Here is a 26,742-nt window from a genome sequence, read left to right as displayed (position 1 = left end):
TGTTTCTCCTTGCCCGTGAGTGGGACGGCCGGACTACGGATGAAGGGCCTAGAGCCCTGCCGCCTTGCGCAGCGCCTCCACTCGGTCCGTCCGCTCCCAGGTGAACTCCGGCAGCTCACGGCCGAAGTGACCGTAGGCCGCGGTCTGGGAGTAGATCGGCCGCAGCAGGTCCAGGTCGCGGATGATCGCGGCCGGGCGCAGGTCGAAGACCTCGTCGATGGCCTTCTCGATCTTCTCGGCGTCGACCTTGGCCGTGCCGAAGGTCTCGACGAACAGGCCGACCGGCTCGGCCTTGCCGATCGCGTACGCCACCTGCACCTCGCACCGCGCGGCCAGACCCGCCGCGACCACGTTCTTGGCGACCCAGCGCATCGCGTAGGCCGCCGAACGGTCCACCTTGGACGGGTCCTTGCCGGAGAACGCCCCACCGCCGTGGCGGGCCATGCCGCCGTAGGTGTCGATGATGATCTTACGGCCGGTCAGACCCGCGTCACCCATCGGGCCGCCGATCTCGAACCGCCCGGTCGGGTTCACCAGCAGGCGGTAGCCGTCGGTGTCCAGCTTGATTCCCTCGTCCAGCAGCGCCTTCAGCTCCGGCTCGACCACGAACTCCCGGATGTCGGGCGCCAGGAGGGAGTCAAGGTCGATGTCGCTCGCGTGCTGCGAGGAGACGACCACGGTGTCCAGACCGACCGCCTTGTCGCCGTCGTACTCGATGGTGACCTGTGTCTTGCCGTCCGGGCGCAGGTAGGGGATCGTGCCGTTCTTGCGGACCTCGGACAGGCGCTTGGACAGACGGTGCGCCAGGAAGATCGGCAGCGGCATCAGCGTCGGCGTCTCGTCCGTCGCGTAGCCGAACATCAGGCCCTGGTCGCCGGCGCCCTGGCGGTCCAGCTCGTCCTGGTCGCCCTCGACCCGGGACTCGTACGCCGTGTCGACGCCCTGCGCGATGTCCGGCGACTGCGAGCCGATCGAGACCGAGACTCCGCAGGAGGCGCCGTCGAAGCCCTTCTTCGAGGAGTCGTAGCCGATCTCGAGGATCTTGTTGCGGACCAGCGTCGCGATGTCCGCGTACGTCTTGGTCGTGACCTCGCCGGCCACATGCACCAGACCGGTCGTGATGAGGGTCTCGACAGCGACCCGGGAGGTCGGGTCCTCGCGCAGGAGCGCGTCCAGAATGGTGTCGCTGATCTGGTCAGCGATCTTGTCGGGGTGACCTTCGGTCACGGACTCCGAGGTGAACAGGCGACGGGACATACCGGGCTCCAGTGAGTAGGGGGATGTGCCGATCAGTGCAAAGGCCGACGTGACGTGAAGTCCTCCGTCACGGGGGCGGGTTCTCGTGCTTGCGGTTGGGCAGGTCCGCATGCTTGGTGCGCAGCATGGCGAGCCCGGCTGCCAGCACCTTCCGGGTCTCCGACGGATCGTCGGACCTCCTCGATGCAGGACTGCTCGTCGTCGTGCGCGAAGTGGGTGACACCGGACAGGCCGGAGTGGACGTCGGCGCCACCGAGTCCGTTCTGAGTGATCTTCTCGCCGGTCACGGCCTGGACCACGTCCGGTCCTGGATGAACATCTGCGAGGTGTCGCGGACCATGAAGACGAAGTCGGTCAGGGCGGGGCTGTAGGCGGCGCCATCCGCGCACGGGCCCAGCATCACGCTGATCTGCGGGATGACGCCCGAGGCCTTGGTGTTGCGCTGGAAGATGTCGCCGGAACCGGCGAGGGCGGTGACGCCTTCCTGAATGCGAGCGCCCGCGCCGTCGTTGGGTGAGACCAGCGGGGCGCCGGCCGCGATGGCCATGTCCATGATCTTGTGGATCTTCTGGGCGTGCGTCTCACCCAGGGCGCCGCCGAAGATCCGGAAATCGTGGGCGCGGGTGCAGACGGTGCGACCGTGCGCGGCTCCCCAGCCGACGTCGGCGCCGTCCGTATGCGGCTTCCTGGCTTCCAGGCCGAAGCCGGTGGCGCGGTGCCGGCGCAGCGGCTCCATCTCATGGAACGAGTCCTCGTCGAGCGGGAGTTCGATGCGCTCACGGGCCGTCAACGTGACATTGGCGTGCTGGGCTCGCGTGGCCCTCTCGCCGGGGCCGCGGCAGATCTGCGTGCCCGGCTCCGGGAGTTCGGTGATTCTCCTGGCGGTGTCGGCTGGTACCTCGGGAGTCCGCTCACCGACCGGCGCTTCACGCCCAGGGCCCTTCTGATGGATCTCCGCGGCGTCGCGACGCCCGGCACGCCCTCTCCCGTGGAGATCCGTCAGAAGGGCCCTGGCCGTCATCTCGAACTCTCCAAGGGTGGGGGATCTGTCCGGCGGCCCGAGGGTGATGGCCCTGCCAATAGCTAACACGCTATCCGTCCACGATGCTACTGAACTCGATTGCGAGATTTTGGGCGGTCGGCAATTTGTTGGCTCTCTCGAATCGCCCGCCGCTTATCTGGGACGGGGCATTGCCGGGGGTGCGCTGGGTTCCTTTCCGGAGGGTCGACTCGTCACTAATGGAATCCACAGCTCCGTATCCTTGCGCATCGATCCGGCGGGGAGATCGACTCGTGGCGGCCCGCTGGCCTTGGGTGTCAGGGAAACACTTGACGCGGTCTTGGACCATGAGCAATGCTGTGGTCGAACGTGTGCACGCGATTGATGTAGGGGGGAGCGAACGCGCACGACCGGAAGCGATCGATGCTGTCAGGCTCACTCATGAGTCCGCGGGCCGACTGGACCAACCGGCTGCCGCGAGCGGCACTGTCGCTGCATCAGGGGGAACTACGGGGAGATTGCTCACCCGGCTGGTAATCCGAGAAGCGCAGGTAGAGGCCTGTGTGGCGGAGATCGGCTGCGGTTCGAAGCTTGTTGAAACTCGCACCAATCGCGAAGTGGCCATCCCATAAGAGGCGCAATGGCGCGTCATGTCAGGCATGGGTGAGTCGGACGCGGGGATCGATCGGTGGCGGTCTGCGATGATGCCGGCCCTGCATGTTCTCGAGCCCCGCCCGGAAGCTCCAGTTTGAAATAGTGCAATTGACGACTCCGGACGTTGATGTAAATTCTCAATGCCCGCTGCCGTGGTGCTGTCATGCCCTTTTATCGTCGCGGCTGGGATATGCGGGATACTCAGGGGGAGCTTTCCGTGCAGGACAACGATGTTGCCGTCATCGGTATGGCATGCAGATTTCCCGGGGCACAGGACTACCGGCAATTCTGGGACAACCTCAAAGAGGGGAAGTCGCATATCGGTGAGGTCCCCCGAACCCGCTGGGACTGGCGTGAGCACATTATTCCGCAGGATGGCTCCATGGGCGGCACACACATGCACGTCAGTAAATGGGGCGGTTTCATCGACGATGTGGACGCCTTCGACGCGGCGTTCTTCCGGCTCTCGCCGTTGGAGGCGGAGAGCATGGACCCTCAGCAGCGCATCATGCTGGAGCTCGCCTGGTCCTGCATCGAAGACGCCGCTGTCCGGCCGGACACGCTGTCAGGCGGCGAGGTCGGCGTCTTCCTCGGCTCGTTCAATCTGGACTACAAAGAGCTCCAGGAGCGAAAGCTGCGCGAGGTGGCGGCCCACCACTCCACGGGCACTACGGGCTCGGTCATCGCCAACCGCATCTCCCACTTCTTCGACTTCCGCGGACCGAGCGTCGTCGTCGACACGGCGTCCTCCGCGTCCTTGCACGCCCTTCACCTTGCGGTGCAGTCGCTCAACCAGGCGGAGTGCGACGTCGCGCTCGCCGGAGGGATCAACGTCGTCCTGACCCCGGGCAGGAACGTCTCTTTCTCCAAGACCGGGATGTTGTCCCCCACCGGCTCGTGCAAGACGTTCGACGAGCGCGCCGACGGCTATGTGCGCGGCGAGGGCGCGGGGATCGTCCTGCTCAAGCCGCTGGCGGACGCCATCCGGGACGGCGACACCATCCACGGTGTCATCAAGGGCAGCGCCGCGAACCACAGCGGCAGAACCCGCACCCTGACCCACCCCAGCGACGAGGCGCAGGCCCAAGTCGTCGCGGACGCTCTGCGACGGGCCGGCGTCTCCCCGGACACCATCGGCTATGTGGAGGCGCACGGCACCGGTACGCCGACCGGCGACCCGGTCGAGTTCCAGGGCCTGGTGAAGGGGTTCAGCGAGGCGCGTGGCGCGCAGGAGGGTCCACGCCGCCTCAACCACTGCGGCCTGGGCTCGGTGAAGCCGAACATCGGGCATCTGGAGGCCGCGGCCGGGATCGCCGGAGTCATCAAGGCGCTGCTCGCGACGGAGCACAAACAGCTGCCGGGGCTGCCGGACTTCCAGAACCTGAATTCCCGTATAGACCTGGAAGGCACGCCGTTCCACGTGGTCGACTCCCTGCGCGACTGGGAGCAACCGCTCTCGGAGGCAGGGCAGCCCTTCCCCCGCCGCTGCGGTGTCAGCTCCTTCGGCATCGGCGGCACCAACGCGCACGTCGTCCTGGAGGAGGCGCCGCCCCGGGAGCGGCCCGTCCCCGACCCGCGTCCGGCCTACCTCATCTGTCTGTCGGCCAGGACGACGACGGCGCTGGAGCGGCGTATCCGCGATCTGGCGGAGTGGGTCGACCGGAACCGGCCCGGACTCGACCTCATGGACGTCAGTGCCACGCTGTTGCTCGGGCGCGAGCACCTCGGCCGCAGGACCGCGTTGGTGGTGCGCAGCGCCGACGAACTGAGCGTGAAGCTGCGGCGCCTGCTCGAGACGGGACAGGCCAGGAACTGCTTCCACGACCACCCGGCCGCCGCACAGACACACCCGGCGGGCCAGAAGCCGGCCGAAGCGCCGACGACCGGGGTACCGGACACCTTCCACCTCGGTGTGGACCTCCCGGCGGATGAGTACGCGCAACAGCTCCTGGCGCTGGCCGAGGCATTCGCCGGGGGAGAAGACCGTATCTGGGCGGGCCTGTTCTCGTCCGTCCCGGTGAGCAGGCTCCGTTTGCCGACGTACGCGTTCGACCGGCGCCGCTTTTGGATCACACCGGACGGCGCCGACGGGCTGCCGGCGGCGGCACCGGCCGAACACGCGGTAACGGCAGCGGACATGAGCGGGAACGCGGGCCACGAGGAGTGGGCAGGTTTGGGCGTCCAGGAGAGCGTCGAGGCAGATCTCAGGAGCATCGCGGGCCAGGTCCTGAAGCTCGCAGCGGACGAAGTACATCCGAAGGACCGGCTGACAGACCTCGGGTTCGACTCGGTCGGCAACACACAGCTGGCTCTCAGGGTGAACGAGCACTTCGGGATCGACATCGGGCCCTCGCTCTTCTACACGTACTTCACCCTCGAGATGATCCGGGACCATGTGATCGAGGAGTACACGGACGCCGTCCGGCAGAAGTACCCCGCCGACGCAGGTACGAGCGCGGCGGAGCCGGCCGCCACCGCGCGCGAGGACGCCGCCCCCACGCCGGCACCCTCGCTGTCCCCCACTGACGAGGCCGACGACGCCATCGCCGTCATCGGCATGAGCGGACGCTTTCCGCAGGCCCGCACCGTCGAGGAGTTATGGAACCTCCTCGCCGAGGGACGTGAGGCGCTGCAACCGATACCCGCGGACCGGCTGCGAAGCTGGCGCACCCAGAGCAACGCGGCCGGGACCAAGGGCGGTTGGCTGCCCGGTGCGGCCGAGTTCGACCCGCTGTTCTTCGAGATCTCCCCGAAGGAAGCCGAGGCCATGGACCCGCGGCAGCGGCTGCTGCTGCAGGAGGCATGGCGGGCCCTGGAGGACGCCGGCTACGGGGCGAAGAAGCTGCAGAGCAGCACCATGGGCATGTTCGTCGGCGCCGAACAGGGCGACTACCAGCGCCTCACCGGCGACGAGGAGACGCTGACCTCCGGCCACGACGGAATCCTGGCCTCCCGGCTCGGCTACTTTCTGAACTTCTCCGGCCCCGTGCTCAGCATCAACACGGCTTGCTCGGCCGGCCTCGCCGCCGTGCACCAGGCGTGTCTGAGCCTGCGCGCCGGCGAGTGCGACACCGCGGTGGCCGCAGGCGTCAACGTCCTTGCGGGCTCCCACTTCTTCGAGCACGCCACACAGGCCGGAATGCTGTCGGGCGACGGCGTCTGCTACGCCTTCGACAAGCGCGCCAACGGCATGGTGATGGCCGAGGCGGTCGCCGTCGTCGTCCTGAAGCCCCTGTCGAAGGCAGTGGCAGACGGAGATCGCGTGCACGCCGTCATCAAGGCCAGCGGCGTCAACTACGACGGGCGGACCAACGGCATCACCGCGCCCAGCCAATTCGCGCAGGCCGCTCTGCTCGGCTCCGTCTACGAGCGGTTCGGCGTCGACGCGGCCGAGATCGAGCACGTGGTGGCGCACGGGACCGGCACTCGGCTGGGCGACCCCATCGAGGTGAACGCGCTCGCCGACGTCTTCGGCCGGTACACCGACAACAAGCAGTACTGCGCCCTGACGTCGGTCAAGCCGAACGTCGGGCACACCCTGGCAGCCTCGGGTGTGGTGAGCCTGATCGGTCTGATCCAGGGACTGCGTCACGAGGCGGTGCCCGCGAGCCTGCACTGTGAGCAGGAGAGCGATTACATCGACTGGGCGCAGAGCCCGTTCTACGTCAACAGGGAGACACGGCCCTGGCGGCGCGCGCCCGGCAGGAAGCGAGTCGGCGCGGTCAGCTCGTTCGGCATCAGCGGAACCAATGCCCATGTCGTCGTGGAGAGTTACGACGCCGAACCGGACGACGCCACCGCCGCTGCCCGGCCGTCCTACCTGCTTGCCCTGTCCGCGAAGACCGACGACGCGCTGCGGGCACGGGTGGCGGATCTGCTCGCCTTCCTGCGCGGCGGGGAAGCCGATGCGGCCGCGCTGGGACGGATCAGCGCCACGCTGCTCGGGGGGAGGCACCACTTCGCGCACCGCTGCGCGGTGGTCGCCGCCACCCGCGAGGAGGCCGAGCACCTGCTCCAGCAGGTCCTCGACGGCAAGAAGGCCCCCGCCTCCCAGGTCTTCCGCGGCGTGTCCGGCAGGGACTTCCGGCCCCAGGTCGCCCTCACCGAGTACGGCAACGAGCTGATCGCGCGCGCCGAAGGGCCGGTCGACGACCAGGGCAGGTACCAGGACGCCCTCCGAGCGTTGGCCGACCTCTACTGCCAGGGCTACGAGCTCGCCTGGGAGCGGCTGTTCGGCGACCGGCCGCCGCGGTGCGTATCGCTGCCCGGCTACCCCTTCGCACGCGAGACGTACTGGGCCGACGTGCGACGGACCGGCGCGCCGCGCGCGCTGCCCTCGTCGGGCGGCGGCGCACCCTTGGCGTCCCTGCACCCGCTCCTCGACAGCAACACCTCCACGCTGCGGGGGCAGCGGTTCGCAAAGCGCCTGTCGACGGACGAGTTCTTCCTGCGCGATCACGTCGTCGACGGGAAGATCCTGCTGCCGGGCGTCGCCCACATGGAGATGGCGTACACCGCCGCTCGGCTGTCCTCCGGCTCCGACACCGTGACACTCCAGGACATCATCTGGGGCCACCCGGTCGTCATGGACGAGGCCTCCAGGACGGTGGAGATCGCCCTGGCCCCGCTCAAGGAAGGCTCCCTCGAGTACCTCATCCACAGCGAGAGCGACGGCAAGCGGACCGTCTTCTCCCAGGGCCGGGCGAACTACGCCGCCGACCAGCCGGGGCGGGTGCGCGGCAGCATCGACATCCCCGCGATCCGGTCACGGTGCACCGGCCGCAAGGAGAACGCGGAGATCTTCGCGAGCTTCCGGGAGCTCGGCTTCGCCTACGGCGAGACGTTCCAGGCCATCGAGACGCTCTACTGCGGTGAGACCGAGGCCTTGGCGAAGATCGTGCTCGGCGACGGCCTGGAGGACGAGTTCCCCTCGTTCACCATGCACCCCTCGCTCTTCGACGCGGCGCTCAACACGTTGCGGGGGATCGGGGAGCAGGACGGTGTCCTGAGGATTCCGTTCAGCCTCGAAGAACTCGTCGTGTTCGCGCCGATACCGAGCCTGTCGTACTGCCATGCCACGATCCACCGGATCGCACGGGACGGCGCGGTGAGCGTGAACCTTGCGATCTGCGACGAGAGCGGCGCGGAGTGCGTGCGGGCGACCGGCCTGGTCTTCAAAGAGTTCGCTGCCGAGAAGGACGATGCGCTGCACCTGTATGTGCCGCGCTGGACGGAAGCGGCCGACGAGCCCACCGGGCCGGCGCGGTCCGCAGTCGTCGGGGCGGAGCGGACCCTGCTCGTCCTCGACGACGACGAGGCCCGCCCGGCCGAGCTCGCGGCCGCGCACACGGGCCGCGTCGTCCGGGTGCGGACCGGGGCAGCATTCGAGGAGCTGGGACCGGAGCTGTTCCGTGTCGACCGGCGCAGCGCCGCGGACTTCGACCGGCTGCTGCGCACCCTGGACGAGCGGGGGCAGCTGCCGCACGCGATCGTGGATCTCTGGTCGCTGGCAACGGCTCCGGCCGACCTCACCGTCGGTCTGGAGAGCCTGCTGCACCTCTTCCGGGCCGTGCACAGGGCCGGCATCGAGCGCGAGATCCAGCACCTGTCCGTCCTCCCGGGTGAGCGAGGGCTCGGCCGGGTGGCGGCGCTGGGGCTCTCCGGGTTCGCCCGTGCCATGACGCCGGTGAACCACCTGTTCCGTATGAACAGCCTCCAGGTCGACACGGCACAGGGCGCGGGAACCGTCGCCGACAGCGTGCTGCGGGAGCTGGCCATGGCGGAGGGCGCCACCTCCCGCGGCGGGCACGAGATCCGGCACGTCGACGGCGTTCGTGCGGAGTGGGCCCTGCGGCCGTGGAAGGGCGGTGGCCGGCCCGCGGCATCGGCGTTGCCGCTGAAGGAAGGGGGCGTCTACCTGATCAGCGGCGGCGCCGGTGCACTGGGACTCCACCTCGGCACCTACCTGGCGCAGCAGTGCCGGGCCAGGCTCGTCCTGCTCGGCCGCAGACAGCCGGATGCCGAACGGCGGGAGAAGATCGCCGCACTGGAAGCGGCCGGGGCGGAGGTCCTGTATCTGGCCTGCGACGTGGCCGACCGCGACGCCGTGCGCAGGGTGCTCGACGCCGCACGGGAGCGCTTCGGCACGCTGGACGGCGTTTTCCACAGCGCAGGCATCGCCGGCAGCGCGGGCGTCATGGACGTGGACCAGGCCGACTTCGACGCCGTTCTGTCGCCGAAGCTGCACGGCACCGTTCACCTGGACGAGCTGACGCGGCAGGACCCGCTCGACTTCTTCGTGCTCTTCTCCTCCATCGCCGCATACGTCGGCGACTTCGGGCAGGGCAGCTACGCCGCCGCCAACCGGTTCCTCGACGCCTACGCCCACCACCGTGAGTCGCTGCGGGCCGACGGCCAGCGCAACGGCCGGAGCGTCTCGGTCAACTGGCCCTACTGGGACGAGGGAGGCATGCTCGGCGACCTCGCCGAGGACGGCCCCTCGAAGACCCTCTACCACGACCACTCGGGCCTGCGCGGCCTCAAGACCGCCGAGGGTATCCGGGTCCTTCTGGAGATCCTGGTCTCGGGCGAGACACAGGTCGTCGTGACCAAGGGCGAGCGCCAGAAGATCGAGAAGGTACTGCGCGTCGCCGGAGCGGACCGCGCCAAGCCGGCCGGCACCACGAGCACTGCCGAGGCACCCGCGCCCGTGCGGCCTCAGCGCCCCGCGGCGGAGGTGCCGTCGGGCGGGGTGGTCGGGCAGGAGTTGTTCGGGGCGGCCGTTGAGTATCTGAAGGATCGGTTGTCGCAGGTCTTCCGGATTCCGAAGGGGCGTATCGATGCCGCTGCGGAGTTGGGTGAGTACGGCATCGAGTCGATTCAGATCATGGAGTTGATGCGTCTTCTGGGGAAGGACTTCGAGTCCGTTCCGGGGACGTTGTTCTTCGAGTACCGGACGATCGAGGAGTTGGCCGGGTACTTCACGGAGCATCAGGCGCAGCGCCTGGGCGAGCTTCTGGGTGCGACCTCCGGGGCGGAGCGTGCCCCCGCGGCAGAGGCCGCACCGAAGCACCCCGCTGCCGCTGAACCGGTCACCGCGCAGGCCCGGTTCGCCGAGCCGCGCCCGGCCGCGGCCCACGTCGAGCAGGCCCCGGTGCCGGCCACCGGACGGTCGCGGGACGTGGCCATCATCGGCATCAGCGGCCGCTACCCGAAGGCATGGAACCTCGACGAGTTCTGGCAGGTCCTGTCCCGCGGCGAGGACTGCATCGAGGAGATCCCGGCGCACCGCTGGGACAAGGACGCGTACTACGCCGCCGAGAAGATGCCCGGCAAGACCAACAGCAAGTGGGGCGGCTTCATCGACGGCGCCGAGAACTTCGACGCCCTGTTCTTCAACATGTCCCCGAACCAGGCCGCGCTGACCGACCCGCAGAGCCGCCTGTTCCTGCAGGCCGCCTGGGAGGCCATGGAGGACGCCGGGTACACCCGCAAGACCCTCAGCCCGGACAAGGCCCGCAAGGTCGGGGTCTACCTGGGCATGATGTGGAACGAGTACCAGCTCTACAGCGGCCAGGACGTCGTTCTCTCCGACCGCGCGGCCGCTTCCAACGCCGTCTCGTACTTCTTCGACCTGCACGGCCAGAGCCTGACCGTCGACACCGCGTGCTCGTCGTCGCTCTACGCGATCGCCATGGCGGTCGAGAGCATCAGGAACGGCACCTCCTCGCTGGCATTCGCCGGTGGTGCGAACCTGTCGCTGCACCCCAACAAGTACGTCTCGCTCAGCCAGATGAACTTCTTCGCCGAGGACGGCCGCTGCCGCTCCTTCGGCGCGGGCGGCACCGGCTACGTTCCCGGTGAGGGCGTGGGCTGCGTTCTGCTCAAGCCCCTCGACCAGGCCGTCCAGGACGGCGACCACATCTACGGCGTGATCCGCGGCGTGGCCACCGTGCACGGCGGCAAGACCAACGGCATGACGGTGCCCAATCCGCTGGCCCAGGCGGACATGGTCACCGCCGCCCTGGCGGACGCGGGCCTCTCGCCCGAGGACATCAGCTACATCGAGGGCCACGGCACCGGCACCTCGCTCGGCGACCCGATCGAGATCACCGGTCTGACCCGGGCGTTCCGCAAGCACACCGACAAGAAGCAGTACTGCGCCATCGGGTCGGTCAAGTCGAACATCGGCCACCTGGAAGGCGCGGCCGGCGTCGTCGCCGTCACCAAGGTCCTGCTGCAGATGCAGCACGGGATGCTGGTGCCCTCGCTCCACTCCCAGGAGCTGAACCCGTACATCGACTTCGCGAACACCCCGTTCTACGTCCAGCAGGAACTGCAGCCGTGGAAGCGGGCCACGCGCACGGTCGACGGCGTGACACGGACGCTGCCCCGGATCGCCGGTGTCTCGTCGTTCGGTGCCCACGGTGCCATCGCCCACGTGATCATCGAGGAATACGTCCCCTCGTCGGAGCGCCTCGCGCGCACGGAGCGGGCCGGGCGGACACAGCTCGTGGCCCTGTCGGCGAAGGACGGCGAGCGCCTGCGGGAGAAGGCGCGGGCCCTCCTGGCGTGGCTGTCGGAACAGGGCCGCGACGCCGACCTCGCGGACATCGCGTACACGCTCCAGATCGGCCGCGAGGCCATGGAGGAGCGCCTCGCTCTGGTCGTCGACGACCAGGACGCGCTGCGCCGGAAGCTGCAGGCGTTCCTCGACGGCGAGGAAGACGCCGAGGGCGTGTTCCAGGCCGGGGTACGCCGGCACAGGGACACCATCGCCCTTCTCGAGGCCGACGACGAGATGCGGGAGTTGACGCAGAAGTGGCTGGCGCGCGGCAGGTACGAGAAGCTGGCGGAGCTCTGGGCCAAGGGCCTCGCCCTCGACTGGGAGGCCGTCGACCGCGGCGCTGAACCGCGCCGCATCTCCCTGCCGACCTACCCGTTCGCGCAGGAACGTCACTGGCTCGACCTGACCCCGCAGGCCGAAGCACGGGCTCCCCGGCCGCTCCACGAGACCCCGCAGACCGCCGTGGCCGCGCTGGAACCGGTCGCGGTGGACGAGGAGCAGGCGATGCCGCTCGCCTTCGTCGAGGGCTGGGAGCCCGAGGAACTGGGCGCGGCGACGGCACAGGAACTCGGCGGAATCGTCTTCCTGTGCACCGGGACGGAGCGCCAGGCCGAGGTCGCACGTGCCCTGCGGGCGATCGACCCCGGTGTGCGCGCGGTCTTCATCGGGCAGGGGGACGCCTACCGGAAGGTCTCCCCGGATGCGTACCAGGTACGCGGCGGCGCCGCTCAGGACTACCTCGACGCGTTCCGTGACATCTCGGCGAGCCGGCTCGGCATCGACGCCGTCGTCAACCTCCGGGCACTTGAGGCGGATTCGGGCGGCGACGACTTCGGCGATGTCGTCCTGACCCTCCAGGCCGTCGCCGACGCCGGGATCCCCGCGCGGCGCCTCCTGATCGCGGGAAGCTACCGCGACGGCGTCGAACGCGCGCTCCTGGAGGCGCACATCGGCTTCGAGCGTTCCCTGAGCCTCGTGATGCCGAAGCTGTCGGTCGCGGCCGTGCTGCAGGACCTCGCGGACCCGCGGCGGCCCGCCGGAACCGCCGCGTGGATCGAGCGGCTCCTCGCCGAGCTGCGTCAGGAGAAGGCCGTCAGCGCGCTCTACCGCGAGGGCCGACGCTTCGTCAGCCGCGTCCGTCCCGCCGTCCTCACCGACGGCCCGACCGCCCTCAGGCGCGGTGGCACCTATCTCATCACGGGCGGTTGCGGCGGCCTCGGGATGATCGTCGCCCGGCACCTCGCCGAGCGCTACGGGGCGAACCTCGTGCTGACCGGGCGCTCCCCGTTGGACCCGGCACGGCAGGACAGGCTCCGCGACCTCACCGCCTCCGGAGCCCAGGCCCTGTATGTGCGGGCGGACGTCTCCGACGCCCAGGACATGAGGAAGGTCGTGGCACAGGCGCGCGAACGCTTCGGCTCCCTGCACGGCGTCGTCCACGCCGCAGGCGTCCAGGGCGAGGGCAGCATCCTCCACAAGGACCTGGCTGACTTCGAGGCCATCCTCGCCCCGAAGATCCACGGCACGCTCGTCCTCGACGAGGCCCTGGCGGGCCAGGACCTCGACTTCGTCTGCTACTTCTCCTCGACCTCCGCCGTGATCGGCGACTTCGGCACCTGCGACTACGCCGTCGGCAACCGCTTCCAGATGGCGTACGCCGCCCATCGCGACGCGCAGGTGGCGGCGGGCCGCCTCGCTGGCAGGACCGTGGTGGTCAACTGGCCGCTGTGGCGCGAGGGTGGAATGGGCTTCGACCGTGACACCACCACGATGCTGCTGCGGTCGAGCGGCCAGGACTTCCTGGAGACGCGGGACGGCATCGCACTGTTCGAGCAACTGCTGTCCCAGGAGGCCACCCAGCACCTGATCCTGGTCGGCAGGCCGGGCCGCGTGGAACGCTTTCTCGGGCTTTCGGAGCCACGGCCGTCCCGTCCTTCCGAGCCGTCCGGTCAGCCCCGGCCCGCGGCCGTCCCGGCGCGGCAGGACGCTCCCGCGGGCGTCCGGGTCCGGGCCGATGTCCCGGGGCCGGCGCTGGAGGAACGCCTGGACCAGGACCTCAAGGAGATCGTCAGCCGCGTCGTCAACGTCTCCCTCGACAAGCTCTACGAGGACGACAACCTCTCCGACTACGGCTACGACTCGGTGAGCCTCGCCGACCTCGCGGCCCAGCTCGGCAAGCACTATGGCATCGAGGTCACGCCCGCACTCTTCTACAGCCACTCCACGCTGAAGAAGCTGAGGACGTACCTGGCCGCGGAGCACGAGGAGCTCCTCGCCTCGTTCTACGCCGGCGCCGGCACGGACACCGACAGCGACGCCGACGCCGAAATCCATGGCGGCGGCGGTCGTGACGGGCAACGCGACAGCGCCGGTGCCGGTGAGGCGCCCCGTACCGAGGCAGGGCCGGTCCCGGAGGCCGGGCCTCCGTCCTCGGCGCCGTCCGCGGAGGACGACGACGCCATCGCCGTCATCGGCATGAGCGGCCGCTTTCCCGGCGCGAACGACGTGGACGAGCTGTGGTCGGTCCTCGCGGAGGGCCGTGACGTGGTGACGCCTGTCAGCCGCGAACGTCTCGCGCTATGGAGAGAGCCCCAGGACAGTCCCTTCGGCGCGTTCCGCGTCGGCCAGCTGTCCGGCCCCGACGAGTTCGACCCACTGTTCTTCGAGATCTCTCCGAAGGAGGCGCAGGGCCTGGATCCGCGCCAGCGGCTGCTCCTGCAGGAGTCGTGGCGGGCGCTCGAGGACGCGGGCTGGACGCCGGCGGCGACGCGCAGGGTCGGCATGTTCGTGGGCGTCGAGCAGGGCGACTACGACGACCTGACCCACGGAGCGGGCGGCCTCACCGCCAACCACGACGGCATTCTCGCCGCGCGCCTCTCCTACTTCCTCGACCTCAGCGGCCCCGCGATGGCCGTCAACACCGCCTGCTCCTCCGGTCTCGTGGCGGCCCATCAGGCGTGCGCGAGCATTCGCAACGGCGAGTGCGACATGGCACTCGCCGCCGGTGTCAGCCTGATCACGACCTCGCAGCTGCTCACCCGTACCGAGCAGGCCGGGATGCTGTCCAAGGACGGCGTCACCTACGCCTTCGACAAACGGGCCGACGGCATGGTCCTCAGCGAGGCCGTGGCGGTCGTCGTCCTGAAGCGGCTCTCGGCGGCCGTCGCCGACGGCGACAGGATCCACGGCGTTATCCGCGCCAGCGGCATCAACTACGACGGCAGGTCCAACGGGATCACGGCGCCCAACGGCGAGGCGCAGGTGGAACTGCTGTGCTCCACGTACCGGCAGTACGGGGTGGACCCGGCGGACATCGAGTACGTGGTCGCCCACGGGACCGGAACCCGGCTAGGCGACCCCGTCGAGGTGAACGCGCTCAACGACGCCTTCCGCAGTTTCACCGACAAGCAGCAGTACTGCGCGCTGACCTCGACCAAGTCCAACGTCGGGCACACGCTCGCCGCGTCCGGGCTCGTCAGCCTGATCGGGGTCATCCAGGCCCTGCGGCACGAGACCATCCCGGCGAGCCTGCACTGCGAGCAGGAGAACGACTACATCGCCTGGCGGAACAGCCCGTTCTTCGTCAACAAGGAGAGCCGGCCGTGGCCCGAGGTCGCCGGGCGCAGGCGGGTCGCCGCGCTGAGCTCGTTCGGCATGAGCGGCACCAACGCCCACATGGTTGTGGAGGGGTATCCGGTGAAGGACCAGGCCGAGGCCGTTGCGCAGCCCGCCCACCTCCTCGCCCTGTCGGCCAAGTCCGAGGAGGCGCTGCGGCAGCGGGTCGCCGACCTGGTCGACTTCCTGGAGGACGCCACCCGCACGCACGACCTGCGCGACATCGGCGCGACCCTGCTCGACGGGCGGCTGCACTTCCAGCATCGCTGCGCGGTGGTGGCCCACGACACCGCTCAGGCGGTGCGTCTGCTGCGCCGGTGGGCCGGCGACGGGCAGGACCCGGAGGTCTTCTCGGGACGGGTGCCCAAGGGCTTCGTCCAGCTGGACGAGGTGCGCCGGGCCGGCGAACACCTACTGGATCAGGCGCCCCTGCTGCGCCACGACGCCACAGCCTTCGAGGAGGCGCTGCGCGCCGTCGCGAAGGTCTACTGCCAGGGGTACGACCTCGCATGGCGCAGGCTGTTCGGCGGCATGCGCATCCAGCCGGTGTCGCTGCCCGGCTATCCCTTCACAAGGAAGCGCCTGTGGCAGCGGGACACGGGACAGCGGCCGACGGGACCGCACGAGACCCACCAGGCCCACCCGTTCCTCGGGACGCGGCAGAACACGGACGCGGGGCAGCGCCTCGGCGTGACGTTCACCGGGCAGGAGTTCTTCCTCCGCGACCACGTCGTCGCCGGAGAGAAGGTCTTCCCGGGCGTGGGCCACCTGGAGATGGCCCGCGCCGCCCACGAAGCCGCGCGGCAGGACGGCGACGGGCGGGCGGCAGACGTGTCGATCCGGGACGTCGTGTGGATGCGGCCGGTCAGGGTCGGCGACAGCCCGGTCGATGTCCATGTCGACCTCGAACCGGACGGCGGCGCCGGAGCGCGCTACCGCATCCTGGCCCCGGCCGACGGCGGGCAGCTCGCCGTCCACAGCCAAGGGCGCATGGTCGTCGGCGAGAGCGTCCCCCGGGCCCCGCTCGACCTGGCCCGGCTCAGGGCCGAGTGCGGCGCGTACGAGATATCCGCGGCCGAGGCGTACGCCTTCTATCGGCGCAGGGGCATCCAGTACGGACCGGCCTTCCAGGGCCTGGTGCGGATCCTCGTGGGCGAGGCGCAGGTACTCGCCGAACTCGCCCTGCCGGCAGCCGCAGAGCACGGCACCGACCGGTTCGTGCTGCACCCCAGCCTGCTCGACGCCGCGCTGCAGGCGTCCATCGGTCTGCTCGACGCGGCCGACGGCCCGCAGCTGCCATACGCCGTGCAGGAGGTGGAGATCCTGGGCCCCTGTGCGCCGATCATGTGGGCGTGGATCAGGCGCGCCGACCGCGGTGTTGGGCAGCTCGGCGGGAAGCTCGATGTCGACCTGTGCGACGCCCAGGGCAACGTCAGCGTGCGCATCAGCGCGTTCAGCACCCGCCCCCTCAAGCACACGGCCCAGGCACTGCCCGCTCGCGCCCCGTCCCCGGCGTCCGCCGAGGGGGAGCTGACCTTGCTGCGGCCGAGCTGGGAGAAGACGCAGCCGGCGTTCCGTGCGCAGGCACTGCGGGGCCCCGGCGGGCGGACGTTGCTCGTCGGCGACGAGCCGGACGCGCTGGCCTCCGTGCTCACGGAGCACGAGGGCGTGGACCTGCTGCTGCTCCGTGCCGAGGACACCGTCGACGGACTGCGGGCACGGCTCGCCCGCGGCGCCACGGCGCACGACCACGTGGTCTGGATCGCGGGCGGCGGCACTCCGGTCGGGCCGGACAGCGAGTCCCTGGTCGAGAAGCAGGAGGAGGGAGCGTACGCGGGCTTCCGCCTGGCCAAGGCCCTCCTCGCCCTCGGCTACGAGAAGCGGGCCCTGGAGTGGACCGTCGTCACGGTCCGCAGCCAGTTCGTCGAGGACACCGACCGCGTCGACCCGACCCACGCCGGGGTCCACGGGCTCGTGGGGTCCCTGGCGAAGGAGCACCCGCGGTGGAGGGTGCGCCTCGCCGATGTCGACGAGCTGCGGGAGGACGTCCTGCGCGAGGCGCTCGCCCTGCCGGACGAGCCGCCCGCGAGCACCTGGGCGCACCGCGGTGGGCGCTGGTACCGCCAGACCCTGGTCCCCGTGCCGGCCGTCGCGGCGGGCCGCGACGACGCCACGCCGTACAAGCAGGGCGGCGTCTATGTGGTCATCGGCGGCGCGGGAGGTCTCGGGGCGGCGTGGACCGAGCATGTCGTGCGTACCTACCGGGCGCAGGTGGTCTGGATCGGCCGCCGCCCCGAGGACGAGGCGATCCGGGCCAGGATCGACGAGCTCGCCCTCCTGGGGCCCGCGCCGTGGTACCTGCAGGCCGACGCCACGGACCGGGAGTCCCTCGCGGCAGCCGTCGCGCGGATCAAGGCGCGCTTTTCCGAGATCCACGGTGTCGTCCACTCCGCCATCGCTCTGCTCGACCAGAGCGTGGCGCGGATGACGGAGGACCGCTTCAAGGCCGCCGTGCGTGCGAAGGTCGACGTCAGCGTCCGGATGGCACAGGTCTTCGCAGGCGAGCGGCTGGACTTCGTGCTGTTCTTCTCCTCGCTCAACTCGTTCCAGAAGTCCGCGGGACAGAGCAACTACGTCTGCGGCTGCGTTTTCAAGGACGCCTTCGCCCGGCTGCTGCGGCAGAGCCGGCCCGTCACCGTGAAGGTGATGAACTGGGGGTACTGGGGCAGCGTCGGCGTCGTCGCGTCGGATGCCTACCACCGCCGGATGGAACAGAGCGGCATCGGATCCATCGAGCCCGCCGAGGGCATGGCGGCGCTGGACGTCCTGCTCTCCGGGCCCTACGACCAGCTCGCCCTGGAGAAGACCAGCGCACCGAAGCGGGCCGCGCAGGTGGCGTCCATGACCGCCCGCGTGGACGAACGCCACCTGCGGCGCATCGCCGCCGACTCCGGCGGCGCCCGGGGCTTCGACGACGAACTGCTCTGCCAACTCCTGTTCACACAGCTGCAGACACTGGGGATGAAGGGGCAGGGCAGCGGGTCCGTCGCCGACGTCAGGGCAGCCCTGAAAGCGGGTGGCGGTTACGACAGCTGGCTGGACGTCAGCCTGCGCGTCCTGGCCGAGCACGGCTATGTGGAGTACGACGGCGACCGCTACACGCCGACCGGCAAAGCACCCGCCGACCGGGACGCCGTTTGGCGGCGCTGGGAGTCCCTGTGCCGGGAGAGCAACGGCACCAACCCCTACGTCAACATCCTCGACCCGGCACTGCGTGACGGCCCGAAGGTCCTCGCAGGTCACAAGGCCGCGACAGACGTCATCTTCCCCGGCTCGTCCATGTCCCTCGTCCAGGGCATCTACCGCGACTGCGACAGCGCCGACGCCCTGAACGACATCACGGCGGACCTGGTGGCCGCCCGAGTGGCGGCCCTGCTCGGCCAGGACCCCGCCCGCCGCGTCCGGATCTTCGAGATCGGCTCGGGCACGGGCGGCACCACCGAGAAGGTGCTGCGCAGGCTCGCGCCGTACCAGGACAGTGTGGCGGAGTACCGCTTCACCGACGTGTCGAAGTACTTCCTGCACAAGGGGGAGAAGGAGTTCGGCGCCGCGTACCCGTACCTGCGGTTCGGGCTCTTCGACGTGGAGCGCGGCCCCGCCGGGCAGGGCCTGGGCGAGGGCGGCTACGACGTCGTCATCGCCACCAACGTCCTGCACGCCACGCGCGACGTGCGGGCGGCCGTCCGCCACGCCGAGGCGCTGCTGGGCGCGGACGGCGAACTCGTCCTGAACGAACTGGCGACGCGCACCCTCTTCCTCCACCTGACCTTCGGTCTGCTCGACGGCTGGTGGCTCCACCAGGACGCCGAGCTGCGGATCGACGGCTGCCCCGGCCTCGCGCCCGCCGGCTGGCAGCGTGTGCTGGAGGAGGAGGGCTTCGCCGCCGTCTCCTTCCCCGCTGCCGCCGTTCACGAGTTCGGCCACCAGATCGTGGTGGCCCGCACGGGTGCCGTGGCGCGCATGCCCCGCGCGACGTCCGCGCAGCACGCCGCACCCGCAGTGCGCCAGGACGCATCGCGCAACGGGGACGAGGGTGACGTACGGGCACATGTGCAGCGTGCGATCACCGACCAGATCCAGCGGTCCCTGGGGCTTGCCGCGAGCGAGATCCACGAGGAGGACGCGTTCGCGGACTACGGCGTGGACTCCATCCTCGGAGTGCAGCTGATCCAGGACCTCAACGCCGTGCTGGGCGGGGTACTGGTGAGCACGGACCTGTTCGACCACAGCTCGGTACGCCGACTCGCGGCCTATGTGGCGAACGCCTTCCCGGAGCAGGCGCGTGCCCTGTCGGCGCGTGGCAGCGGGGACGCACCGGAGGCGGTACCGGCGCCGGCCGCGGTGACGGAGGCGCAGGTCAGGGACGTGATCATCACTCAGGTGCAGAGCTCCCTCGGCCTGGACCGCAGCGAGATCTCCGAGGAGGACGCGTTCGCCGACTACGGCGTCGACTCCATCCTCGGTGTCGAACTGACGCAGGACCTGAACTCCGTCCTCGGCATCTCACTCACGGCCACGGACCTGTTCGACCACAGCTCGGTGCGCGCTCTGGCGCGGTACGTGGTGGAGCACCACGCCCATGAACTGGCGTCGTCCCCCACGACGGAGCAGGGCACCGTCGCGCCGCAGGAGCCCCTGTCCGTCGGCGGACCCGAAGCGGTCGTGGACCTGGCCGTGGAGCCGGCCGCGGAGGCCGCCGTGGAGCAGGTCGCGATCATCGGCATGAGCGGGAGGTTCGGCACCGCGAAGAACGTCGACGAGCTGTGGCGGCACATCGTCGACGGCCGCAGCCTGGTCGGCGAGATCGACCGCTGGGACCTCTCGACCTATGTGTCGCCGGGCGCGGACCGCCCCAAGTACGCCTCCCTGATGGACGACATCGACCAGTTCGATCCGCTGTTCTTCCAGATCTCCGGCGTCGAGGCCAGCTACATGGATCCACAGCAGCGCGTGGTGCTGGAGGAGTCGTGGAAGGCGCTGGAGGACGCCGGGTATGCCGGGAGGGGAGTCCGTGGCCGGTCCTGCGGCGTCTACGTCGGCACCCAGGTCAGCGACTACCTGACCGCGCCCGCGGAGGACGCCCCCGCGCAGGCCATGTGGGGCAATGCCGAAGCGATCATCCCGGCCCGCATCTCCTACTACCTCGACCTGCAGGGCCCCGCCATCGCCGTGGACACGGCGTGCTCCGGCTCCCTCGTCGCCATCCATCTCGCATGCCAGGCGCTGCGGGCCGGTGAGGTGGAACTGGCCCTGGCCGGCGGCGTATCGGTGCAGTGCTCGCCCGACTACTACCTGGCGGCCCACAAGGCCGGCATGCTCTCCGAGACCGGACAGTGCCACACCTTCGACGAGTGCGCGGACGGCTTCGTGCCCGGCGAGGGCGTCGGCATGGTCGTGCTCAAGCGTCTGCGGGACGCCCTCGCCGACGGCGACCACATCCACGGCGTGGTACGTGCCTCGGGACTGAACCAGGACGGCACCTCCAACGGCATCACCGCTCCCAGCGCGAAGTCGCAGGAGCGCCTCGAGCGCGCGGTGTACGACGCCTTCGGTGTCGACCCGGCCGACATCCAGCTGGTCGAGGCCCATGGCACCGGCACCAGGCTCGGGGACCCGATCGAGTTCCAGGCGCTGACCCGGGCGTTCCGCAGCTACACCGACAAGCAGGAGTACTGCGCGATCGGGTCGGTCAAGACCAACATCGGGCACACGGCGCCCGCTTCCGGGGTGGCGGGCCTGATCAAGGTCCTGCTCGCCATGAAGCACCGCGAGCTGCCGCGCTCCCTCCACTTCGAGCGGGGCAACGCCCACATCGCCTTCGACGGCAGCCCGTTCTACGTGAACACCGTTCAGCGGGAGTGGACGGTCGAGCCGGGCGGCAGGCGGCTCGCGGCGCTGAGCTCGTTCGGCTTCAGCGGCACCAACGCCCACCTGGTGATCGAGGAGGCCGCCCCCGAGCCGCGGCGCACCGCACCGCGGATCCCCGGCCACCTCGTGGTGCTCTCCGCCCTCTCCCACGATCAACTGCGCGCCCAGGCCGCACAGTTGCACGACCACCTGCGCGACCACCCGGACACCGATCTGGGCGACGTCAGCCTGACGCTGCTCCTGGGCCGCAGGCACTGCCCCGTGCGCCTCGCCTGCGTCGCCCAGGACACCGCCGAGTTGTCGGCACGGCTGGGCGAGTGGCTCGCGGACGGCCATGACGAGCACGTGCGCGTCGCGGACCTCACTGAGCAGGCACCGCGCCCGCAGGCCTCCCTGGAGCAGTTCGGCAACTCCTGTGTGCGGGAGTGCGCCGACGGCGCGGCCGGGACGGTCCGTGTCGAGCACCTCGAAGCCGTTCGAGACCTGTATCTGCAGGGCTACGAGCTGCAGTACGCACGGCTCTTCGCGGCGGGCGCCCACAGGCGTGTTCCGCTGCCGACGTACCCCTTCCAGCGACAGCGCTACTGGCTGCCCGAGAACTCCGTGGCGGTGCGGCCTGCCGCTGTCGCCTCCGCCCCCGCCTCGGGCGCACAGGACGCCGAGCACCTGACGCTCGCGCCGCTGTGGGTGCGGGACGGCGGCCCCGCGGCTGCCGCCGACCTCGCCCTCCGGGGCAACGTCGTCGTCATCGGGGGAGACGCCGACGAGCGCGCCGCCGTCACGGCCGCGTGCACCGCACCGCACTTCCTCACCGAAGACAGCATGCGCAGCGTCGACGGGCTCACCGCGGCGCTCCGCCGCATCGGAAGGGTCGAGCACATCGTCTGGATCTGCCGTGCCGACGACAGCGCAGAGCCCGAGGCCCTGCTGCGGCGCACCGACGCCGGAGTGGTCACGTTCTTCCGGCTGACACAGACGCTGTTCGCACTGGGCTACGGCAGCGAGGAGCTGACCTGGACGGTGCTGACCCGCCAGAGCCAGCCCGTGTTGCCGGGCGAGCCCGTGCACCCCGCCGACGCGGCTCTGCTCGGTCTGGCCGCCGTGATGGCGAAGGAACTGCCCAACTGGAAGGTGAAGTCATTCGACCTCGGCGTGGCCGAGCCCGCTCCCCTGTCTGCCCTGCTCGGTGCGGCCGCGCAGCCGGTGCGGGCGCTGCGCAACGGGCAGTGGTTCCGCCAGCGCCTGGCGAGGACGGAGCTGTCCGCGCCGGCCAGGACCCCGTACCGGACGGGCGGCGTGTACGTCGTCCTCGGCGGGGCCGGTGGCATCGGCGAGCTCTGGAGCGAGGACGTGATCCGGCGCTGTGACGCCCAGGTGGTCTGGATCGGCCGCCGGGAGCTGGACAACGCCATCCAGGAGAAGATCGACAGGCTGAGCGCCCTCGGCCGCGCACCGTCGTACCTCTCGGCGGACGCCGCCGACCCCGCCTCCCTCCGGGCCGCGTACGCGAAGGTGAAGGAGCGCTTCGGCACGGTCCACGGCGTGGTGCAGTCGGTCTTCGGGCTGGTGGACCAGAGCCTGCCCAACACGAGCGAGGAGCAGTTCCGGCAGGGCCTGAGCGCCAAGGTCGACGCCAGCGTGCGCATGGCGGAGGTCTTCGACGCCGACGGGCTCGACTTCATGCTCTTCTTCTCCTCCATCGCCTCGGTCAACCCGACCATGGGCTACTGCAGTTACGTGGCGGGCAACACCTTCGAGGACGCCCTTGCACGCCGCTTGTCCGCAGAGCGCCCGTACGCCGTCAAGGTGGTCAACTGGGGCTACTGGGGCGCCGTCGGCAGCGGACTCGACGTTCCGCGGCACGTCCGGGAGCGCATCTACGAGCGCGAGGGCCTGGGTGACATCGATCCCGCGCTCGCGATGGACGCGGTCGAGCGGCTGCTGGCCGCCCCGATCGGGCAGGCCGTCTACCTCAACACCGGCAAGCCGGAACGGTTCGAGGCCTACTCGGGCCATGAGACGGTCCGCGTGCTGCGACCCACGGCGCACAAGCCCGGCGCGCTCGGCTCCGAACTCCCGTCGCGCAAGGACATGTTGCAGACCGTGCAGACGCGGGCGAAAGCCAAGCTGCGGGACCTCGACGCGCTGCTGGCCAAGCTGCTGTGGTGCGAGCTGCATGGCCGGGGCTGGATCGACGACCGGGTCTTCGACCTGTCGTCCTTCCAGCGGGCCAACGGCGTCATCGGCAAGTACGACCGCTGGCTGCAGGAGACCGTGAAGTTGTTCGTGCGCCAGGGCTACCTGGTGGCGACGGAATCCCGCTACCGCGTCGCCGCGGTGAACCCGCTCGACGCGGCGGAGACCGCGGCCGAGTGGGAGCGCAGCAAGCGCGCCTGGGTCACCGACCCGGAGCTCAGCGCGTCGGTCGGCCTGGTCGACAAGACCCTCCACGCGCTGACCGACATCCTCACCGGCAGGATCCCCGCTGTCGACATCGTCTTCCCCGGCTCCTCCCTGGACCTTGTGGAGGGCATCTACAAGCGGAACATGATCGCCGACTACTTCAACGACGTGGTCGGCGACTGCACGGTCGCCCTGGTCGAACGCCGTCTCGCCGAGGACCCGGACGCGAAGTTCCGGATCCTGGAGGTGGGTGCGGGAACGGGGGGCACCACGGCGACGGTCATGCGTCGGCTGCGCCCGTACGCAGGGCACATCGGCGAGTACTGCTACACCGATCTCTCCAGGGCCTTCCTCCTCCACGGGCAGCGGGAGTTCGGCGCGGAGAACCCGTTCCTGCGCTGCGCGACCTTCGACGCCGGCCGGGCCGTGGCGGGGCAGGGGTTCGAAGAGGGAGCGTACGACCTCGTCATCGCGACCAACGTGCTCCACGCGACCCAGGACATCCGGGAGTCGCTGCGCAACAGCAAAGCCCTGCTGCGGCCCGGTGGTGCCGTCGTCGTCAACGAGATCGACGGCTACACCGTGTTCGGCCTGCTGACGTTCGCGCTCCTGGACGGCTGGTGGCTGTACGACGACCCCGAGTTGCGCGACGCGGGCGGCCCCGGCCTGGAGCCCCGCATGTGGCAGTCCGTCCTGGAGTGGGAGGGCTTCGAGGGCGTGGAGTTCCCCGCCCGGGACGCGCACGTGCTCGGCCAGCAGGTCGTGGTCGGCTTCAGCGACGGTGTCATTCGTCAGGCCCACGGCGACGAGCCGCAGCCGGTCGCGCAGGCCACGGCAGAGCCCGCCGCCGCGCAGGTCACGGCGGAGCCCGCCGCCGGGCAGGTCACGGCGGAGCCGCAGCCGGTGCGGGTGGACGAGGTGGAGCTCAGGGGCGCGGTGCGGTCCTACCTGAAGGATCTGGTCGCGCGGACCCTGCTGATCCCGAGGGAGTCCATCGACGCCAGGGAGCCGCTGTCCACCTACGGCATCGACTCCATACTCATCCTCCAACTGCTGAACCACCTCAAGCAGGACATGGGAGAGGTCAGCAGCACCCTCTTCTTCGAGTACCGCACCGTCGAGGCGCTCACCGAGCACTTCGTCTCCCGGCAGAGCGAGGCCGTCGCACGGGTCGTCGGCCTCGGACAGGAGCCGGGCCCGGTCCAGGAGTCCGCGCCGGCACCGGCACCGATCCCGACCGCCGTGCCCGCTCCCGCTCCCGCGACCACGCGGCCGGAACCCGTGGCGGCGCCGTTACGGAGCGGCGACATCGCGATTGTCGGCATGAGTGCGCGCTTCCCCCAGGCCGACACCCTGGACGCGTACTGGGAGAACCTGCGCGCGGGACGCAGCTCGATCACCGAGATACCCGCCGACCGATGGGGACTCGACGGCTTCTTCGAGCCAGACAAGGAGAAAGCCGCGGCGCAGGGCAAGAGCTACAGCAAGTGGGGCGGCTTCGTCGACGGCTTCGCCGAGTTCGACCCGCTGTTCTTCGAGATGACGCCGAACGAGGCCGTGGAGATCGACCCGCAGGAGCGCCTATTCCTGCAGGAGGCATGGAAGGCGTTCGAGGACGCCGGCTACACCCGGGACCGCATCGAGCTGGAGCATGACGGCCGGGTCGGTGTCTTCGTCGGCATCACGCGCACCGGGCACAGCCTCTACGGCCCGGAGCGGTGGCGCAGCGGCGACACGGCGTACCCGTACACCTCTTTCGGCTCGGCCGCCAACCGCGTCTCGTACAAGCTGAACCTGAACGGCCCCAGCCTGCCGGTGGACACGCTGTGCTCCTCGTCGCTCACGGCACTGCACGAGGCGTGCGAGCACCTGCTGCGGGACGACTGCGAGCTGGCGGTCACCGGCGGGGTGAACCTCTACCTGCACCCGTCGAGCTATCTCAACCTGTGCAACCTGCAGATGCTCGCGGACGGGGACGAGTGCCGCAGCTTCGGGCGGGGCGGGAACGGCTTCGTGCCCGGTGAGGGCGTCGGTGCCCTCGTACTCAAGCGTCTGGAGGACGCCGAGCGGGACGGCGACCACATCCGCGCCGTCATCCGCGGGACGAGCATCAACCACGGCGGCACGACCAACGGTTACACCGTGCCGAACCCGGTGGCGCAGGGAAGGGTCGTGCGCCAGGCGCTCGACCGCGCAGGCGTCGACGCACGCACCATCAGCTACGTCGAGGCCCACGGCACCGGTACGGCGCTGGGCGACCCGATCGAGATCAACGGCCTGACCCGGGCTTTCTCCGCCGGCACCCGGGACGTGGGGTACTGCGCGATCGGCTCCGCCAAGAGCAACATCGGCCATGCCGAGGCCGCGGCGGGCATCGCGGGCGTGTTCAAGGTCGTGCTGCAGCTGCAGCACCGTGAACTCGCCCCCAGCCTGCACGCCGACGAGCTGAACCCGCACATCGACTTCGACTCGACGCCGTTCGTGGTCCAGCGCGAGCTGGCCGACTGGAAGCGGCCGGTCGTGACCCTCGACGGCGTCACCCGCGAAGTGCCGCGCCGGGCCGGTGTCTCGTCCTTCGGGGCGGGCGGCGCCAACGCCCATGCGGTGATCGAGGAGTACACGCCGAAGGAGGCACCGCGCGAGGACGCGCAGGCGAACGGGCCCGCCGTGGTCGTCCTCTCCGCCAAGGACGAGGAGCGGCTGCGGGAGCAGGCGAGCGCGCTGCTGCGCTGGCTGCCGCAGGGGGAGCGGGCCGGAGTGTCCGTCACCGATGTGGCGTACACCCTGCAGACAGGGCGCGAGGCCATGCCCGAGCGGCTAGGGACGGTCGTCTCCTCTCTCGGCGAACTGAAGGACGTACTGCAGGGCTTCCTGGACCGCCCGGAGCGGACCGAAGGGCTGCACCGCGGTCGGGCCGGGCGCCGTGACCGGGCGCTCTCCACGCTCACCGAGGACGACGACATGAGCGCGGTCGTCGAGACCTGGATCGCCAAGGGCAAGTACGCGAAGGTGCTCGACCTGTGGGTGAACGGCTTCGCGCTCGACTGGCGCAGCCTCCACTCGGACGGCACGGCACGCGTCGTCCCCCTGCCGACCTACCCCTTCGCCCGGGAGCGGTACTGGATCGCGGAGAAGAAGATCGAGGGGCAGCAGCAGGGCGAGGCCCCGGATGCGGAGTCCGGCACGGCGGTCGCGTCGATCGACGGCCTCCTCGACGACTACCTGAGCGGCTCCCTCGGCGTGGAGGCCGCCATGGAGCACATTCGCCTGTCATTCGATGACGGTGCCGGCCGCGACACGGACAACGAGGGGCACTGAA

General features: G+C 70.1%; 2 protein-coding genes and 1 pseudogene. 1 reads left to right on the top strand and 2 read right to left on the bottom strand.

Going from position 1 to position 26,742, the window contains the following annotated elements; genetic code table 11:
* Positions 1 to 48 precede the first annotated feature (48 nt).
* Positions 49 to 1,257, bottom strand: a complete 1,209-nt coding sequence (gene metK / locus ACZ4Z2_RS16895) for a methionine adenosyltransferase (RefSeq protein ID WP_468076652.1) — start codon at positions 1,255 to 1,257, stop codon at positions 49 to 51.
* 170 nt (positions 1,258 to 1,427) lie between these two features.
* Positions 1,428 to 2,131: pseudogene (locus tag ACZ4Z2_RS16890) on the bottom strand (carboxyl transferase domain-containing protein); the annotation flags it as partial.
* 943 nt (positions 2,132 to 3,074) lie between these two features.
* On the opposite strand from ACZ4Z2_RS16890, the gene ACZ4Z2_RS16885 reads away from it, so the two are divergent.
* Positions 3,075 to 26,741 carry an SDR family NAD(P)-dependent oxidoreductase gene (locus tag ACZ4Z2_RS16885; protein WP_468076650.1) on the top strand — a complete coding sequence of 7,889 codons (23,667 nt, stop codon included), beginning with the start codon at positions 3,075 to 3,077 and terminating at the stop codon, positions 26,739 to 26,741.
* Position 26,742: the final 1 nt, after the last annotated feature.

The sequence above is a fragment of the Streptomyces sp. NPDC030183 genome (assembly GCF_055573455.1).
The sequence above is the reverse complement of the archived record's forward strand: the minus strand, read 5'-3'. Positions and strand labels throughout refer to the sequence as shown.